Consider the following 16093-nt stretch of genomic DNA (forward strand, 5'->3'; position numbering starts at 1 on the left):
GGAAGCTTCACCATGCAATCGCAAAAATCCCGCCTGGTCGACTGGTGTGCGGACACACTCATCGCAAAGCGCCGCTGGCTGATCCTGCTCTTTGTTGCCATGACCGTGGCGTTTGCTGGCTCGGCGACGCGCACCCGGTTGGATCCCGGCTTCTTCAAGATGATCCCGTTGAAGCATGAGTACATGCAGACGTTCTCAGAGTACCTGAACGTCTTCCCGGGGGCCAATCGCATCCTTGTGAACCTACGTTGGAAAGGGGAAGGGGACATCTACAACAAGGCGTTCCTTGACGCACTGCGAGAAGCGACCGACGAGGTGATGTTCATTCCGGGAATCGATCGCACCCGTGTCTCGTCGCTCTTCACCCCAGATGTTCGCTTCATCGAAGTCACTGAAAAAGGCTTCTACGGAGATGTAGTCGTTCCGCCTCGCTTTAGCGGTGAGACGGAAGAACTTGCCACCGTTCGCAGAAATGTTGCTAAGTCCGGGGTGATTGGCCTCCTTGTGCAGAGCAATCTGAAGGGAGCAATGGTGCGTGCTGACCTTCAGGAGATCAATCCGCAGACTGGCCAGAAAGTCGACTATGTCGAGGTTGCACGTAAGCTCGATGAAGTCAGGAAGAAATTCTCAGGTCAGAATGTCGAAGTCAACATCATCGGCTTTCCAGTGCTGATCGGTGACGTCGTCAAAGGGTTGAGCAGCGTCTTCCTGTTCTTTGCCATCGCTTTCGCCGTTACCGCGACACTGCTGTACTTCTACACGAAATCGAGGAAGCTCACCGTACTCGCTTTGACGGTGGCGCTGCTCCCCGTGGTCTGGCTGCTGGGTATTCTGCCGATCATCGGCTTTGGTATCGATCCGCTGTCGATCCTCGTACCCTTCCTAATCTTCTCCATCGGCGTGTCCCACGCGGTGCAGATGACCAATGCCTGGAAGCAAGAAGTCATTCGGGGCTCAAATCCGGCTGACGCGGCGCACAGCGCTTTCCGAAAGCTCTTCGTTCCAGGTGCAGTGGCTCTGCTGACGAATGCGTTGGGCTTCGCGGTCATCATGCGAATCGAGATCGAAAGTGTTCGCGAATTGGGGATCACGGCATGCATCGGGGTTCTGCTGATGATCGTCACCAACAAGATGATGCTTCCGGCCCTCCTGTCACATATTCGCCTGGAGCCCAGTGCCATGGTGCGTAAGGAGGGCGGCCACGATCGTGCTAACCGGTTGTGGTGGACGCTTTCTGGTGGCGCCGCGCGCGGGCCTGCCCTACTAGTTCTGCTTGCTTGCTTGGTGCTGCTCGTCGTGGGAACTGCCGGTTCTCGGTTCATGACAATCGGGGACATCGGAGATGGTGCGCCCGAGTTGCGTGCGAGCTCTCAATACAACAGAGACAACGCAAGCATTGTGAGCAACTACTTCATCGGCGTAGACGTCATGACGGTCGTGGTTGAGGCAAAAGGCTTCAGCGATGACGCATGTCTGCACTATTCGGTGATGAATGCCGTGGATCGCTTTGAACTCTTCATGCGTGGAGTACACGGGGTTCAATCGGTGGTGAGTGTTCCCGACATGGCGAAGGTGGGTATTGCAGCAAACAACGAGGGGAATCCGAGGTGGCAGGCGCTGCCACGCAGCAGCCAGGCGCTTCAGCAAGGCGCCGCCGCGTACAACCCTGATCTGGGAATGAACACCAATGGCTGTACGGCCATGCAAGTGCTCATCTACACAAAGGACCATCAGGGAGCAACGCTGGCGCATATCGTCAAAGAGATCAAGCGCTTCAAACAGGAAAACGTAATTCCTGGTGCGGAGTTCCACATCGAGAAGTCGTTCAGGCTGGCGGGCGGAAATGCCGGAATCATGGCTGCGACTAACGAGGCGGTGGAGCGTGCTGAAGTCGCCATGCTGTTGTCGATCTTCGGTGCAATTGCTCTTCTTTGCCTCATTACCTTCCGCTCATTCGCGGCGGTGCTCTGCATTATCGTGCCGCTGGCAATCGTATCGATTCTCTGCAATGCGTTGATGGCAGCGTTGGATATTGGGCTGAAGGTCGCGACACTGCCGGTGATTGCGCTAGGTGTTGGTGTCGGGGTGGACTACGGCATCTATTTGTATGAACAGGTTAAGCACGAGATGGAGGTTGGCCGTACCGACTTTAGGTCTGCATTCTATGAAGCAATTTGCCAGCGAGGAACTGCAGCCGTCTTCACTGCGGTAACGATGTCAATTGGCGTGGGGACGTGGGCGCTATCGCCGCTGAAATTCCAGGCAGATATGGGAATTCTCTTGGCCTTCATGTTCCTCGTGAACGTCCTTGGCGCCATCCTCTTGCTACCTGCGCTTGCCGCTTGGTTGTTGCCAGCCGATCGGCGGTAAGGCGGTGATAGTCCGACAAGAGAAGTTGAGGGAATCAGTAAAAGACCGTGAGTCTGTAGCGTCGGTACAAACACAAAACTAGGAGGAGACAAGTGACTAGACAGAGGACATTCCGTAAGACGGGACCGTCTGGAAATCGTTGGCGATATAGGGTCGTAGCTTGTTCGTTGGCAACTGCTTCAGCTTCAGCCTACGCAGGGTCGGCTGCGCTTGGGAACGACGTCGTGGTCGATTATGTCTTGACGGCAAACTATGCATTAGGGATTCGCACTGAAAAGCAGTCCCAGGCGTTACTGGATCAAATCAATGCGGACGACTCTGATCGTAGCTTCAAGCGAGGAAGCCTGGTTAACAACCGTCTCAGCCTGACCGGTCAAGCCGACTTCAAATGGAAGGATTACGGGTTCTTCATCGGCGGGAGTGCGTTCTATGACGACGTATATCGCGGCCGAAACGACAACACTTCACAGTCGACTCTGAACCGGAGCGGGGACAGCAACTCGTTTAGCTCCGCCACTCGCTACTACGATGGTCGACGCGCGCGATTGCTGGATTCGTTTGCCTATGGGAACTGGCAGCTTGGTGACGAACAGAAGCTAAGCATGAAACTTGGTAACCATCTGGTGGCTTGGGGCGAGAACATCTTCTTCCCAGGTATCTCGGGCGGACAGAGCCGTTCAGACGCCACAAAGGCAAACATCGCCGGCGTGGAGACTAAGGACATCCTTTTGCCTACGACCCAAGTCTCGGGGCAATACACCATGACAAAGGATGTCAGTATGATGGGTTACTACCAGTTCCGCTTTCAGCCAACTGAACTCCAGCCGACTGGCGACTATCTGTTCCCAACAGACGTGATTGGTCCCGGTGCCGAGAAGCTGTTTCTCGCACCAGGCTTTGCGATCAATCGAACGCCGGACGTGAACGCAAGGAATGGGGGGCAGTGGGGCATCGGCTCGCGGTTCCGCCTACACCCATCGTTTGAGATGGGGGCCTATTTCATCAACTACCACGCCAAGACTCCAATGCTGGAGTTTGATAGCAGTGGTGCGGCTCCCTCCTACCATGTTCGGTATGTAGAAAATATCAAGGCTACGGCACTTAGCTTTTCGACTCGGCTTGGGGACGCCAGCGTTGGTGGTGAAGTCTCCTACCACGATGGACTCCCGGTCCAGGTGAACACTGCGGGCTTCCCCGCGTTGGTTCGCGGGAAGGCCATGCAGGCCCAAGTGAACGTCTTTGGATCGTATGGGCCGAATTTCATCTCGGATCAAACCTTCCTACTTGCCGAGGTTATCGGTCAGCGACTTCTAAGCGTCGACAGCAACCCCTATGGTGCTGGCGCGCAGAATAACGACCTGACATCTGCGACCCGAACCGCCTGGGGGTATCAGGTGGCGTACATCCCGAGTTGGAAAAACGTATTCACCGGCTGGGACCTTGCCATTCCCATTGCGTGGAACCACACCGTGAATGGCATTGGTGTGATCTTTCAGTCCGGCATGGTGAACGGCGGCGACATGCGCGCCAGTATTGGGGCCACCTTTACTTATCTCAGCAACCTAGAGATCGCGTTGAAATACAACGCGTTCCTTGGTAAGTCCGCACTCGATAGCTTCGGACGCGAAAAGCGACCGCTCGCAGACCGAGACTTTGTCACGCTTAACGTGAAGTACAGCTTCTGATTACGCATTGGAGGAGCAAATCATGCATGCATTTAGTCGTCGCACAGTATCAATTGCACTGGCATCGGGGATGGTACTCGCCTTCGCCTCGCACAGTGCCTTCGCAAAGGTCGGTGCCGACGAGGCAGCGAAGCTTGGGCAGGATCTGACGTGCTTTGGTGCCGAAAAGGCCGCGAATAAGGATGGCATGATCCCGGCCTATACCGGGAAGCAACACGGTGCACCGCAGAACGTGAAGTATGCGGGCCCGGGCAATTTCTGGCCCGATCCGTATGCCGATGAGAAGCCGCTGTTCGTTATCACGGCGCAGAACATGGAGCAGTACGCCGAACGGCTGAGCGAAGGCCAGAAGGCCCTGTTCAAGAAGTACCCCGAAACATTCCGCATGCCGGTATACCAGAGCCATCGGGACTGGGCATTCCCTCAGTGGGCATGCGACGTTTCCAAGAAGAACGCCTTGGAAGCCGAGATCGTCGACGGCGGATCGGGCGTACGCGCGACCAGTGGCGTAGCGCCTTTCCCAATCCCGAAGAGCGGATACGAGCTTCAATGGAACATGGTCCTGCCGCTTGCGCCGAGTCGTGAAATCGGCACATTTGACGCGGCGGTAGTGTATCCGAATGGGAACATCGCCTGGGCACGTGAATTCCATAAGGTCGTGCTGTCCAAGGCCGATTCCAAAAAGCACGTTAGCACCGAGAGTGGTGCGAACTCGTTCAGCTATTCTGAAACGCTGATTCCCGAACGGGACAAGGGGACGCTGACCTACGCACGCGTGCCATTCAACTACAAGAAGGACTTCCTGGATGTCTGGCAGTACAGCCCGGGCACCCGCCGCGTACGCCAGTTGCCGAATTTCGGCTTTGATCAGCCCAATGGGCCGGGAGGCTTCCTGACGCTCGATGATGAGCAGATCTTCAATGGATCGAACGAGCGCTACGACTGGAAGATTGTGGGCAAGCGGGAAGTGTTCATCCCCTATAACACATACAAGCTGCATAGCCCTTCCGTGAAATACGACGCGCTCCTGAAGACGAAAGGCCATATCAACCCAGATTTCATGCGCTACGAGCTGCACCGTGTCTGGGTGCTTGAGGCGACTCTCAAGAAGGGCTATCGGCATCTGTATAGCAAGCGCGTGATGTACATCGACGAAGACAACTGGGTGCCGGTGATGGGGGACAACTACGACGGACACGGGCAGCTCTGGCGTACGGCAATGAACAACACCTTCTACATGTACGAGACGCAATCTATTAGCCCGATTACGGCCGTGTACCACGACCTGAACTCCGGCGCGTATGCCGCGTTCCGTCTGATTAACGAACAGAAGGCTCCCATGGTTGTCGATGATGGGTCACTGAAGGAAAGCCAGTTCTCTCCGGACATGCTTCGCGGGGCCGGAAAGTAAGTTTGCGGCTGGTTATTGCGTCAGACGAGCGCCTCGGGAGGATGGCGCTCGTCGCTGGCCGGTTGGCCGCGGCGCGACTTAGATGAACATCAATCAGTTTGATGATGGAAGGTGCCATGAAAGCGGCTGTGTTCTACGGACCTGGTGACATCGAGACACGTACCGATGTCGCCCGTCCCAAAGTCGGCGGGGGAGAGGTCCTGATCAAGGTTGAGGCGTGTGGTATCTGCGGTAGTGATTTGCACATGTATCGCACCAACGCTCACCGGTCGGATCTGGTTAGGTTGAGCGAGTGTGGGCGGGAGATTCCTGGGCACGAATTTGCGGGAACCATCGTCGAGGTAGGAGACGAGGTAAAGAATTTCGCGCCCGGAGATCGCGTCGTGGGCGTCGGCATGGGGGGCATGGCTGAACTCGTCCCCGTTCCGGTCAATCCCTTCCAAATCGCACGGATGCCCGAGGCCGTGTCGTTTGAGGACGCCGCAACGACCGAGCCACTGGCCGACGGGCTGCAGATGGTCCGCCTGGCAGAGCTAAAGCCGGGTGAGAACGTAGTGGTTTTCGGCGTCGGCATTATTGGTCTAGGCGTGATCCAAGTGCTGCGGGCCTTGGACGTCAACGTTGGTCATATTGTGGCTGTCGACGTCTCCCCGCCGCGATTGCAGATGGCGAAGGAGCTCGGCGCCACGCACGTAATCGATGCGAAGACTGAGAGCCCGGTGGAACAGGTGGCGGCGATTTGTGGAACCTTGTCGATGCACGCCGCCCCGTTCGCTGCGCCGAACGTCGGTGTGGTGTTTGATTGTGCGGGCTACCTGAAGCACATGACGGGGCCTGCACCGCTCCAGTCGGCACTGGAGATGGTCGGTCCGCGTGGCGGGCGAATCATTTGCTTCGGAGCCTTTGAGGGAAAGGTGACGCTCGACCTGATGCCTGTTATCCAGAAGCAGATCGTGATTCGCGGGTCGAACGGCTATGCCGCGGAGGAACTGAGTCAGGCCCTTGATCTGATGGCCTCGGGGAGGGTTGATCGTCGCAAGCTGGTTTCACATCGATTCCCGATCTCGGACATCCAGCAGGCCTTCACTGCCCAAGGGAGCGGCCAAGCAATCAAGGTCATCATCAATCCCGGCATCTAACGCAGGTCCAGCCGGTCTAGGAAGGACCGCTGAGATGAATCGATATCAGAAGCAGCAGAACTACGGAGACAGGGTCGACCATGAATCTAGGCGAGGCGAGCGGCGCAGGGGCGTCGATGGCGTTGGGCAGCAAGCCGAGGACGAGCTTCCTCTTACTGCTGGTTTTGGTGTCGAGTAATCCGTGCATGGCCCTGATGTTTACTGCACTGGGGCCGGTGTTGCCGGGCTTGGCGCAACACTTCGCGATAGCCGGAGACGGCGCACTGGCAGCACAACTTATTATGACCATGCCAAGCATCGGCATTGTCGTCGGCGGGCCGGCGACCGGGTGGTTGGTCGAGCGATTGGGGGCGCGCCCTCTTCTGCTCAGTTCGCTGCTGATATACGGGTTGGCGGGGTCCGGCGGGCTCTACATCGATGCGATGCCAGCTCTGCTGGTCACTCGACTGCTGGTCGGTTTGTCCGCTTCCGGGGTCGCGACATCGACGCTTGCCATCATCGCGGAGCGATTCGATCCGGAACTGCGAGCGCGGATTCTTGGCTACCAAAGTGCGGCCGGCTCAGCCGCTGGGCTCGTGTCGCTGCTTGTCGCGGGAAACGTTGGCGAAGCCTACGGGTGGCGTGCGCCATTCTCGCTGTACTTGCTCGGATTCGCCATCCTTCTTGTGGCCACGGTCGTAGTGCCATCTACTCGGGCGCAGGGTTCCACTGAACAGCATTCCCGTAGTGAGTGCCAAAGCGACCGTCACCCTCTGCTCGCGCTGTGGCCCATTTACCTGCTGATTGTGTTGGTCTTCATGACGGTGTTCATGAACGCGGTGCAGTTGTCATTCTTGCTCGCGGACGATGGCATCACGAGCCCTCGTGTTCAGTCTTGGATTATGGCGACCAGTGCGGTGGCCAGCATGGTCGGTGCCGCTTCCTATGGGTGGCTGCGCGTGTGGATCGCGGATCGATGGATATTCTGTATCTGCCTGGCATTGATGGGCGGTGGATACCTTCTCATGGGTTCAAGCCATCAGGTGTTGCTGACGACGGTCGGTTGCGGCATTGCGGCACTCGGTGGGGGAGGCGTTGGCCCGTACCTGGCGACCGTACTGCTGGACCGAGCGGCGCCGTCAGTGCGGGGGCGAGCCGCTGGATTCATGTACACGGCGCTCTATCTTGGGGACTTCCTGAATCCCTTGGTCATCAATCCTGTGCGCGCGCACTTCGGCATTCATCACGCCTTCGCCCTTGTCGGCGCGGTCCTGGCGCTATGCGCCATGGCGGTGGTCCTTCGCAGTGCGATGCGAAGCAGGGCATAAGCGCGGCGCGAGAGCTGTCTGCAACGATCGTAGCGTAGCGCTGGTCATCTGCCGGCAGTGGTACCTCGCGCGCAGGACCAGCGTGGATAGCGGTAAATACTCAAAGACCCATGGATAGGAAGATGGAGCTTTATTCAGAAGATCGCACGGCGAACGCGCCGTGCAGCAAGCTTGAGTTCGACGCAGAGGCGTTGGCGGCGTTCCTAAAGCAAGCGGTTCCGGGCCTGGAAGGGCCGATGTCGCTGGAGCGGATTGGTGGGGGACAGTCCAACCCCACATTTTTTGTTACCTTCGCGAATCGGCGCCTCGTACTGCGCAAGCGACCGGCCAATGCGTTGCCGTCCGCGCATGCCATCGACCGGGAGTTCCGCATCATGAGCGTGCTGCGCTCGACGGATGTACCGGTGCCAAATGTGGTCCTTTATCACGAGGCGAACACCCCAATCGGCACCCCGTTCTACTTGATGGATCGTATCGATGGCCGTGTCTTCGGGGACTGCTCTCTGCCTGGCGTATCGCCGTCCGACAGAACCGAGATGTACTTCTCGATGGCCGAAACCCTCGCAAAGCTGCACCGCGTGGATTGGCAGTCGCTCGGGCTTGCGGATTACGGTCGACCTGGGAGCTACTTCGAGCGGCAGATTGCTCGCTGGTCAAAGCAGTGGGAATTGTCTAAGGCCAGCCATTCCGACGACATTGAGCGCCTTCTGGCATGGCTACCGGCGCAGTCCCCAGCGGAAGGCGCCACCACCCTAAGCCACGGTGACTTTCGCATTGGCAACATGATGTTCCACCCAACCGAGCCGCGCGTCATCGCGGTCTTGGATTGGGAGCTTTCGACGCTAGGCCATCCCCTAGCTGATCTCGCATACAGCGCCTTGGCGTGGCGACTGTCTCCGTCGGAGTACATGGGAATGCGAGGTATGGATTTGCCGGAGCTGGGCATACCACCCGAGCGGGCCTATCTAGATCGCTATATTGCCGCGGGAGGGTTCGCGGAGCCGCTGGGCAAATTCCACTACGTTCTCGCGCTGTTCCGTCTAGCCGTGATCTTCGAAGGGATTGCTGCGCGCGCGCGCGCAGGTATGGCGTCGTCGGAGAATGCCGCAGAGGTCGGAAAGCTCAGCCAGGCATTCGCTCGGCGCGCGGTGGAAATCATTGAGGACTGATTCATTCAGGGAAGAGGGAAGCAGCGATGGAGTTCGAGTACTCAGAGAAGATCGAAGGGCTGCGCACAAGGGTGCGGGACTTCGTGGAACGGTATGTCTTGCCTGTGAATGCTGAGTGGCTTCGAGAGGACGCGGTAGGACGCTTTCCCCTGGAAGTAGTTGACGCATGCAAGGCACTGGCAAAGGAGGAGGGCTTATGGAATCTGTTTCTTCCCGCCCTCAAAGACAATGAATCCGGTACCCGCTTGAGCAATCTCGAGTACGCCCCGTTGGCGGAAATCATGGGGCGCATACCATGGGCCTCGGAAGTTTTCAATTGCAACGCACCGGACACGGGGAACATGGAGCTGCTGCACCGCTTCGCGACGCCAAGGCAGTATGAGCAATGGTTGCATCCGCTACTGGAGGGAGAGATCCGATCCTGCTTCGCAATGACCGAACCGGACGTCGCGTCTTCGGATGCGACGAACATCCAGACGCGAATTCAGCTCGACGGTAATGATGTAGTGGTCAACGGGCGAAAGTGGTTCACGACAGGCGCACTGCACCCAAACTGCAAGTTCGCCATTGTGATGGGGATCTCAGATGAGCGAGATTCAGTGTCACAGCAGAACCGGCATTCAATGGTGATAGTTCCATTGGATACACCCGGCCTGCGCATCGTGCGCAACGTTCCGATCATGCACCACTATGCGCTTGATGGTCATTGCGAGGTCGTGTTTCGGGATGTGCGGGTGCCTAAGGAGAACCTCATTGGAGAGATGGGTGCGGGCTTCGCCCTTGCTCAGGCAAGGCTCGGTCCGGGACGCATCCACCACTGCATGCGAACGATTGGCCAGTGCGAGCTCGCCCTGGAGCTGATGTGCGAGCGCGCAGTTGAGCGGAAGGCCTTCGGGAAGTACATAGCCGACTACGCGAACATCCAGGACTGGATCGCACAATCTCGGATCGAAATTGACCAGGCGCGCTTGTTTGTGCTAAGGGCTGCGGACCTCATTGACCGAAAGGGGAATGAAGCGGCGCGCGTAGAGGTTTCGGCCATAAAGGTGGTTGCAGGTCGGCTCCAGACACAGGTCGTCGACCGCGCAATGCAGGTCTTTGGCGCAATGGGCCTGACGTCCGACACGCCCCTTGCCTTTCTTTGGAGTTGGGGACGAGCGCTTCGCTTCATCGATGGGCCGGACGAGGTCCATCTTCGGGTCGTCGCCAAGCGGGAGATCAGGAAGACGAGGGAGACCCTCGGCGCAGCGGCGCGCTACCTTCAGATACCACAAGGGGTGTGAAAGGTGAGGGAAAGTATGGATGAGCAACAGCGTCCTGTCTTGCTGCGGAGCGCGGACGGTGTGGCTGAAATTGTCCTGAATCGCCCCCGTGCCCTCAATGCCATCAATGTTGAGATGGCGGAGGGACTACTGTCGGGCTGCCGCGAGATCGCAGGAGATCCAGGGGTTCGTGTAGTGGTAATCCGGGGTGAAGGAAAGTCGTTCATGGCCGGTGGCGACCTACTTTCGTTTCACAGCGACATGGAACATGCGGAGCGAACCGCAAGTCGGTTGATTGAACCAATGAATGCTGTGGTCACGTTGCTTCATCGGATGAATCCGCCAGTCATTGCCTGTGTCCATGGCCCCGTGGCAGGCGCCGGCGTCAGCCTGGCCTTGGCGTGCGACTTGACAATCGCAGCGGAAGACGCCTCGTTCAATCTCGCTTACGCGCGCGTCGGCGCCAGCCTGGACGTAGGGTCCTCGTGGACCCTACCGAGAATCGTCGGGGTGCGAAAAGCGTTGGAACTGGCGCTACTCTCGGAGAGCGTCAACGCCGAAGAGGCGTTGCGCATGCATTTGATTAGCCGTGTTGTCCCGGTGGATGAGCTATTCACGCATGCGGCTGCGCTGGCTCGGCAAATCGCAGACGGGCCCACACGCGCGTTCAGTGCGATCAAGCGGCTGCTGCGAGAATCGCTCGAGAGCGAGTTGGAACCTCAGATCGAGAAAGAACGTGTGACTTTTTGCCAGGCTACGCGAACCGCGGATTTCGCCGAAGGAGTGGACGCCTTCGTCACGAGGCGCCGACCTCGGTTCGTTGGAGGCTGACGACGAGTGAAAGGCGGAGCGGGAGTCGCTGGCTGTCAGCGGATCAATTTATGCATCATGGGAGACGGAGAGCATGGGTGTGATGTCGGTAGGCGTCATCGGAGCAGGAACAATGGGCAATGGCATCGCGCAAGCCTGCGCGATGAGTGGCCTTTCGGTTGTCATGGTCGACGTAAAGGAAGAAGCGCTGATGCGCGGCAAGGCGACCATCGAAGCCAATCTAGAGCGGCTGGTCAAGAAGGAGAGTCTTTCGGACGGACAACGGCAGGAGGTGCTGGCGCGAGTTGGCTTGACGACACAGCTTGCAGAGGTGGCTTCCACAGACGTAGTGATTGAAGCCGCAACGGAGAATGAGCAACTCAAGATCCGCCTGTTGCAGGACGCGGACCGGCTATTGAGGCCCGAAGCGGTGATCGCGACGAATACCTCATCAATTTCCATCACGCGGCTCGCTGCGGCCACGTCCCGTCCGGACCGATTCATCGGAATGCACTTCTTCAATCCGGTGCCACGGATGGCGTTGGTGGAGATTATCCGCGGTCTGGAGACAAGTGACGCAACACACGCGTTCGCGGAAATGTTGACCAAGCAGATTGGGAAGACGCCGATTACGGCCGGAAACAGCCCGGGTTTCGCCGTCAATCGCGTGCTTTGCCCAATGATCAATGAGGCGATCTTCGTGCTTGCCGAAGGCCTCGCGTCTGCAGTAGACATTGATGAAGGGATGCGACTGGGATGCAATCATCCAATTGGACCGCTCGCACTTGCCGACATGATCGGGCTGGATACATTGCTGGCGGTACTGGAAGTCTTCTATGAAGGCTTCAAGGATTCCAAGTATCGGCCGGCGCCGTTGCTCAAGGAGATGGTCGATGCCGGGCGGCTGGGAAGGAAAAGCGGTCGAGGATTCTATCGGTACAGTTGACTCCCTCCGATATTGAAGGCCCGCAGGGGGCACGAGGCAGGGATATTGGTTGAAGCCAGGCACTGAATCGCATTTGCGATCTAAGACGGTTGCATTCCTGGGGCACTAAGAGAGCGGTTTGTCTCACAATGTGCTGCTCATGGACGCACCGAACAACAGATTGAGGAACGCTATGACGCAGCGTGAAGTTGCAGTATTGGGCATCGCTAGAACAGCCATCGGTGGCTTCGGCGGGTCACTCAAGGACGTCCCAACGACAGAACTCGGTACGGTCGTCGTCAGAGCGGCCCTTGAACGATCTGGCCTGCCTGCCACTGAGGTTGGGCACGTGGTGATGGGTAATGTGGTTCCGACCGAGCCACGCGATGCATACCTGAGCCGGGTCGCTGCCATAGATGCTGGCATTCCGAAGGGAACGCCCGCCTTCAACGTCAATCGCTTGTGTGGCTCGGCGCTGCAAGCCATTGTGTCGGCATCGCAATCGATTCTGCTTGGCGACACGGATTTTGCAGTTGGTGGTGGTGCTGAATCGATGAGTCGTGGTCCCTATATCCTGCCTGCAGCGCGGTGGGGGCAACGCATGGGCGACTGCCAAATTGTCGACTACATGAATGGAATTCTCCACGATCCATGGAAGCGCTTCCATATGGGGGTCACCGCCGAGAATGTGGCAGAGCGCTACGGGATCTCACGGGAACGTCAGGATGCGCTGGCGCTGGAAAGCCAGCGCCGCGCGGTCAATGCCACCGCGCAAGGATACTTCAAGGATCAAATTGTCCCCATCGAGGTAAAAGGAAGGAAGGGGACGGTCGTCTTCGACGCAGATGAGCACGTGAGAGGTGACGTTTCTTTGGAAGCGCTGTCCCAAATGAAGCCGGTGTTCAAGCGCGATGGCGGAACCGTGACGGCGGGGAACGCGTCCGGAATCAATGATGGCGCGGCTGCCGTAGTGCTTGGAGATCTGAGGCGTGCTACTGAACTAGGTCTGAAGCCGCTTGCTCGACTTGTCGGCTATGCGCATGCAGGAGTGGAGCCGGAATACATGGGTATTGGGCCGGTGCCAGCGACGCGCATGTTGCTAAAGCGCGCCGGATTGACGATCAATGATATCGATGTCGTCGAGGCAAACGAAGCGTTTGCTGCGCAGGCGTGTGCCGTCATGCAGGAACTCGATCTCGACCCGGAGAAGGTGAACGTGCATGGCTCGGGGATTTCACTGGGTCACCCGGTGGGGGCAACCGGCGCGATTATTACGGTGAAAGCGATCGCGGAACTGCATCGCGTGGGTGGACGCTTCGCACTTGTCACTATGTGCATTGGCGGTGGTCAAGGGATATCAGCCATCTTTGAACGGCTGTAGCAGTCGGGAGGCGGTAAGCAGGATGTGCCGATCGTCGACCAGTGGCGGTCGGCGCCTTCTGCGACATTTCTGGATTGCTGTGTGGGGATCAACGTCGTGCGAATCCATGGAAGTCGGGGCGACGATTGCAATGTTATGCGTATGGCGGCACCCGTAATCGGTAAGTGAAGGAATGATGGAGAAAGGGACCGTTGCCATCTGCTTTGTCCAGCAGGCGATTTCGGCATTGCTGGAGCGAGGCTTAGACGCCGAATCCGTATTGCGCGCGGCCGGCATCGTACCGAAGTTGTTAGAGCTACCGAATGCGCGGGTGTCAACGGATAGCTACAGTGCGTTGTGGCGGGGCGTGTCGATTGCGCTTGACGATGAGTTCTTTGGGCTAGATTCTCTGCGAATGAAGTGCGGGACTTTCGCCATGCTCTGCCACGCCTTGATTGGCAGCCAAACGCTAGATCAGGCACTGGAACGCACCACTCGGTATTTTCGGCTGTTGCTCAACGACATCGGTGTTTGCCTTCGACGCCCCGCCCAGGGTGACGGAAATGAGAGCGCCTGTGCTGCGTTGGTAATTTTTGAAACCTCAGACCGGAAGCCCTCTGTCTTCGCCCACGAAACTCTCTTTATCATGTTGCATGGAGTTATGTGCTGGCTTGCACGTCGACGGGTGCAGATCTTGCGCGCCGAGTTTTCCTATCTGGAGCCCCCATACAGTGCTGAGTATCAGGTCATGTACTCAAGACAGCTCCAGTTTGGGCAGCCTCAGTCGGCGCTATTCTTCGACGCGGCGTGGCTCAATCATCCGGTGCAACATGACGAACGAAGCGTCAAAGCGTTCCTACGCGGGGCGCCACACAACCTGGTGGTGAAGTACTCGGATGGCACAACGATTGTCGCACGGATTAGGCGCATGCTTCGCGCGCAGGGTCCAAACGCATGGCAGAACTTTGAGCAATTGGCGAGCAATTTGCATCTGTCGGCCTCGTCGCTACGCCGGCGTTTGATTGAAGAGGGCGCTTCCTACCAACAGATCAAGGACGCACTCAGGCGTGATCTCGCGGTTGAGGCGCTGTGCCACTCAAGGCGTCCCATCGCCAGCATTGCGGCAGATCTTGGCTTTGCGGAGCCAAGGGCTTTCCATTACGCATTTCGCCGCTGGACGGGCGCCACCCCTGGGGCCTATCGTCTAGGCGTATCTTCTGGGAAGAGTAGCTAGGTGTCGTCGGGCGCCGCGCGTGGTCACGAGACCTGTGTCTGCGTGGTGGTAATCGTGGAAAGCCTTTCCACATGCGTTCCATCCGCGAGGATCAACAACATGCGGGGCAACAAGGCGACGGATCGACAGATATCCGGCGTCGTTATGCAAGATAAGTGCGTTGTCGATCAAATGAATATATACCGGGAAACGATCGCTTTTGCATGGCGCCGGCAGGTCCAAATTCCTCTGTTGTTGCGAAACTAGGGCTTCATCATGGCTAAGAGGACTGCCATGCAGGCGGATCTTACCAAAATGAACATCATGCTGGCCGCCGAGCAGCTTTTCTGTGTCGCTGGTTTCTCCGGCACGAGTTTGGAGGAGATTGCCAGGATCGCGGGAGTGACACGTGGGGCAGTTTACTGGCACTTCGAAAGCAAGCATAAGATCTTCGAGAGCGTTTGCGATGCTGCCGCCTTTGCTTTTGAGCACGCGTTCTCGGCTGGCGCTGAGTGCTCGCCGTTAGATGCGCTCGTGGCGACTGCCGAGGCAATCTTCTTAACCGTGGCCGGACAGCGTGATGGGCATAGGCACATAAGCTCGCTGCTCTTCAAATGGGGCGGGGAGGATGGCTCTGAGATCATTCGCAAGCAGCGAGTCGCGCTGAGCGCGCGTCTGCGCACCTTTGCCGGTGGTCGCCTTGAGCTGGCTGTTGCGTCGGGAGAATTGCCCGCCGATTTTTCTATTCTCACGGCAGTGTTGGCATACGAAGCCTATGTGTTCGGGGTGTTGGAAGGTTGGCTGTTCGCGCCAAATTTCGACCTTCCTGGGCGCGCGCACGATTTGGCCGTCAAATCAGTGGGGTTGGTCGAGAGATGAAGCTCAGTGACGAGCTGCCGAGAGAAGAGGCGCGCCCGATCGGCGCGCCTTTGCGTTGAAGAGGTGGGTCAGCGTGTCAACGCGAGGAACCTTCAAACCATGGGCATAACAAGACAGCGTCTACTGGCCCAGGTGCGTAGACAGAGCGAGCAGTTGAGGCGTCGGGCCGAACGCAGCGGTATTTTCTCCCCACTTGCGCTTGATGGCCTTGCAAGGGCAGAGCTCCAGCGATACCTGCAGGAAGATATGAGAGCGGAAGCGCCCCGCGAATGCTTGATCCTTCTCGCGTGTGCCGTACATGGCGGGGCCGTTATCGGTATCGACGTTCTTGAGAAATGTGGAGAATTGGCCGAAAGGTCCGGTGATCCCGCCCTTCGCGCACTCTATTTCATGTGCGCGCGCAGGGCGGTGGTTGGTAGGCCAGCGCCGAGGGAAATCAGCGACGAATTCCGATGATGATGCATGTCCTGCTGCGAGGCCGTGCCAATTAGCGACAGACCGCTTATAGAGAGAATCAGACATTTGAATGTCCAGTCGGAGGCATCAATGAGCGACCCTTCATG

At 57.9% G+C, this 16093-nt stretch carries 13 protein-coding genes; 12 read left to right on the forward strand and 1 reads right to left on the reverse strand.

Annotation, left to right across the window (positions count from 1 at the left end; all coding sequences use genetic code 11):
- The first annotated feature begins 12 nt into the window (after positions 1–12).
- The 12 genes from ACIGJC_RS18700 to ACIGJC_RS18755 all read left to right on the forward strand — a co-directional run bounded on the left by ACIGJC_RS18700 (position 13) and on the right by ACIGJC_RS18755 (position 15530).
- Positions 13–2370 (forward strand): efflux RND transporter permease subunit, encoded by a 2358-nt coding sequence (locus tag ACIGJC_RS18700; RefSeq protein WP_483713586.1) that lies wholly within the window; start codon positions 13–15, stop codon positions 2368–2370.
- A 92-nt stretch (positions 2371–2462) separates the two neighbouring features.
- Positions 2463–4055 (forward strand): DUF1302 domain-containing protein, encoded by a 1593-nt coding sequence (locus tag ACIGJC_RS18705; RefSeq protein WP_483713587.1) that lies wholly within the window; start codon positions 2463–2465, stop codon positions 4053–4055.
- A gap of 22 nt (positions 4056–4077) precedes the next feature.
- Entirely contained in the window at positions 4078–5466 is a 1389-nt protein-coding gene (locus ACIGJC_RS18710) for a DUF1329 domain-containing protein (RefSeq protein ID WP_483713588.1), read from the forward strand.
- 116 nt (positions 5467–5582) lie between these two features.
- A complete protein-coding gene (locus ACIGJC_RS18715; protein ID WP_483713589.1) occupies positions 5583–6605 on the forward strand; it encodes a zinc-dependent alcohol dehydrogenase in 1023 nt (340 codons plus the stop codon).
- An 80-nt stretch (positions 6606–6685) separates the two neighbouring features.
- Positions 6686–7912 (forward strand): MFS transporter, encoded by a 1227-nt coding sequence (locus tag ACIGJC_RS18720; RefSeq protein WP_483713591.1) that lies wholly within the window; start codon positions 6686–6688, stop codon positions 7910–7912.
- Between the two features lie 122 nt (positions 7913–8034).
- Entirely contained in the window at positions 8035–9081 is a 1047-nt protein-coding gene (locus ACIGJC_RS18725; RefSeq protein WP_483713592.1) for a phosphotransferase family protein, read from the forward strand.
- 26 nt (positions 9082–9107) lie between these two features.
- A complete protein-coding gene (locus ACIGJC_RS18730) occupies positions 9108–10364 on the forward strand; it encodes an acyl-CoA dehydrogenase family protein (RefSeq protein WP_483713593.1) in 1257 nt (418 codons plus the stop codon).
- A 15-nt stretch (positions 10365–10379) separates the two neighbouring features.
- The gene (locus tag ACIGJC_RS18735; RefSeq protein ID WP_483713594.1) at positions 10380–11174 is read left to right on the forward strand and encodes an enoyl-CoA hydratase/isomerase family protein; all 795 of its coding nucleotides are present in this window, start codon (positions 10380–10382) and stop codon (positions 11172–11174) included.
- 73 nt (positions 11175–11247) lie between these two features.
- The gene (locus ACIGJC_RS18740; protein ID WP_483713595.1) at positions 11248–12099 is read left to right on the forward strand and encodes a 3-hydroxybutyryl-CoA dehydrogenase; all 852 of its coding nucleotides are present in this window, start codon (positions 11248–11250) and stop codon (positions 12097–12099) included.
- 172 nt (positions 12100–12271) lie between these two features.
- Positions 12272–13459: an acetyl-CoA C-acyltransferase family protein gene (locus ACIGJC_RS18745; protein ID WP_483714470.1), complete on the forward strand. Its 1188-nt coding sequence runs from the start codon at positions 12272–12274 to the stop codon at positions 13457–13459.
- 175 nt (positions 13460–13634) lie between these two features.
- Positions 13635–14672, forward strand: coding sequence for an AraC family transcriptional regulator (locus ACIGJC_RS18750; protein ID WP_483714471.1), 1038 nt, complete (start codon positions 13635–13637; stop codon positions 14670–14672).
- A 294-nt stretch (positions 14673–14966) separates the two neighbouring features.
- Positions 14967–15530, forward strand: a complete 564-nt coding sequence (locus ACIGJC_RS18755; RefSeq protein ID WP_483713596.1) for a TetR family transcriptional regulator — start codon at positions 14967–14969, stop codon at positions 15528–15530.
- A 120-nt stretch (positions 15531–15650) separates the two neighbouring features.
- Here ACIGJC_RS18755 and ACIGJC_RS18760 read toward each other — a convergent pair whose 3' ends face one another.
- On the reverse strand, positions 15651–16052 hold the full coding sequence (locus ACIGJC_RS18760; protein WP_483713597.1) for a hypothetical protein: 402 nt from the start codon (positions 16050–16052) through the stop codon (positions 15651–15653).
- Positions 16053–16093 lie beyond the last annotated feature (41 nt).

Source organism: Cupriavidus sp. C3SS-1 (assembly GCF_057073755.1).

What these genes read in the sequence shown, in the direction of transcription:
- ACIGJC_RS18700 (WP_483713586.1), top strand. Translation starts at nt 13, where the DNA reads ATGCAATCGCAAAAATCCCGCCTGGTCGACTGGTGTGCGGACACACTC.
- ACIGJC_RS18710 (WP_483713588.1), top strand. Translation starts at nt 4,078, where the DNA reads ATGCATGCATTTAGTCGTCGCACAGTATCAATTGCACTGGCATCGGGG.
- ACIGJC_RS18715 (WP_483713589.1), top strand. Translation starts at nt 5,583, where the DNA reads ATGAAAGCGGCTGTGTTCTACGGACCTGGTGACATCGAGACACGTACC.
- ACIGJC_RS18720 (WP_483713591.1), top strand. Translation starts at nt 6,686, where the DNA reads ATGAATCTAGGCGAGGCGAGCGGCGCAGGGGCGTCGATGGCGTTGGGC.
- ACIGJC_RS18725 (WP_483713592.1), top strand. Translation starts at nt 8,035, where the DNA reads ATGGAGCTTTATTCAGAAGATCGCACGGCGAACGCGCCGTGCAGCAAG.
- ACIGJC_RS18730 (WP_483713593.1), top strand. Translation starts at nt 9,108, where the DNA reads ATGGAGTTCGAGTACTCAGAGAAGATCGAAGGGCTGCGCACAAGGGTG.
- ACIGJC_RS18735 (WP_483713594.1), top strand. Translation starts at nt 10,380, where the DNA reads ATGGATGAGCAACAGCGTCCTGTCTTGCTGCGGAGCGCGGACGGTGTG.
- ACIGJC_RS18740 (WP_483713595.1), top strand. Translation starts at nt 11,248, where the DNA reads ATGGGTGTGATGTCGGTAGGCGTCATCGGAGCAGGAACAATGGGCAAT.
- ACIGJC_RS18745 (WP_483714470.1), top strand. Translation starts at nt 12,272, where the DNA reads ATGACGCAGCGTGAAGTTGCAGTATTGGGCATCGCTAGAACAGCCATC.
- ACIGJC_RS18750 (WP_483714471.1), top strand. Translation starts at nt 13,635, where the DNA reads ATGGAGAAAGGGACCGTTGCCATCTGCTTTGTCCAGCAGGCGATTTCG.
- ACIGJC_RS18755 (WP_483713596.1), top strand. Translation starts at nt 14,967, where the DNA reads ATGAACATCATGCTGGCCGCCGAGCAGCTTTTCTGTGTCGCTGGTTTC.
- ACIGJC_RS18760 (WP_483713597.1), bottom strand. Translation starts at nt 16,052, where the DNA reads ATGTCTGATTCTCTCTATAAGCGGTCTGTCGCTAATTGGCACGGCCTC.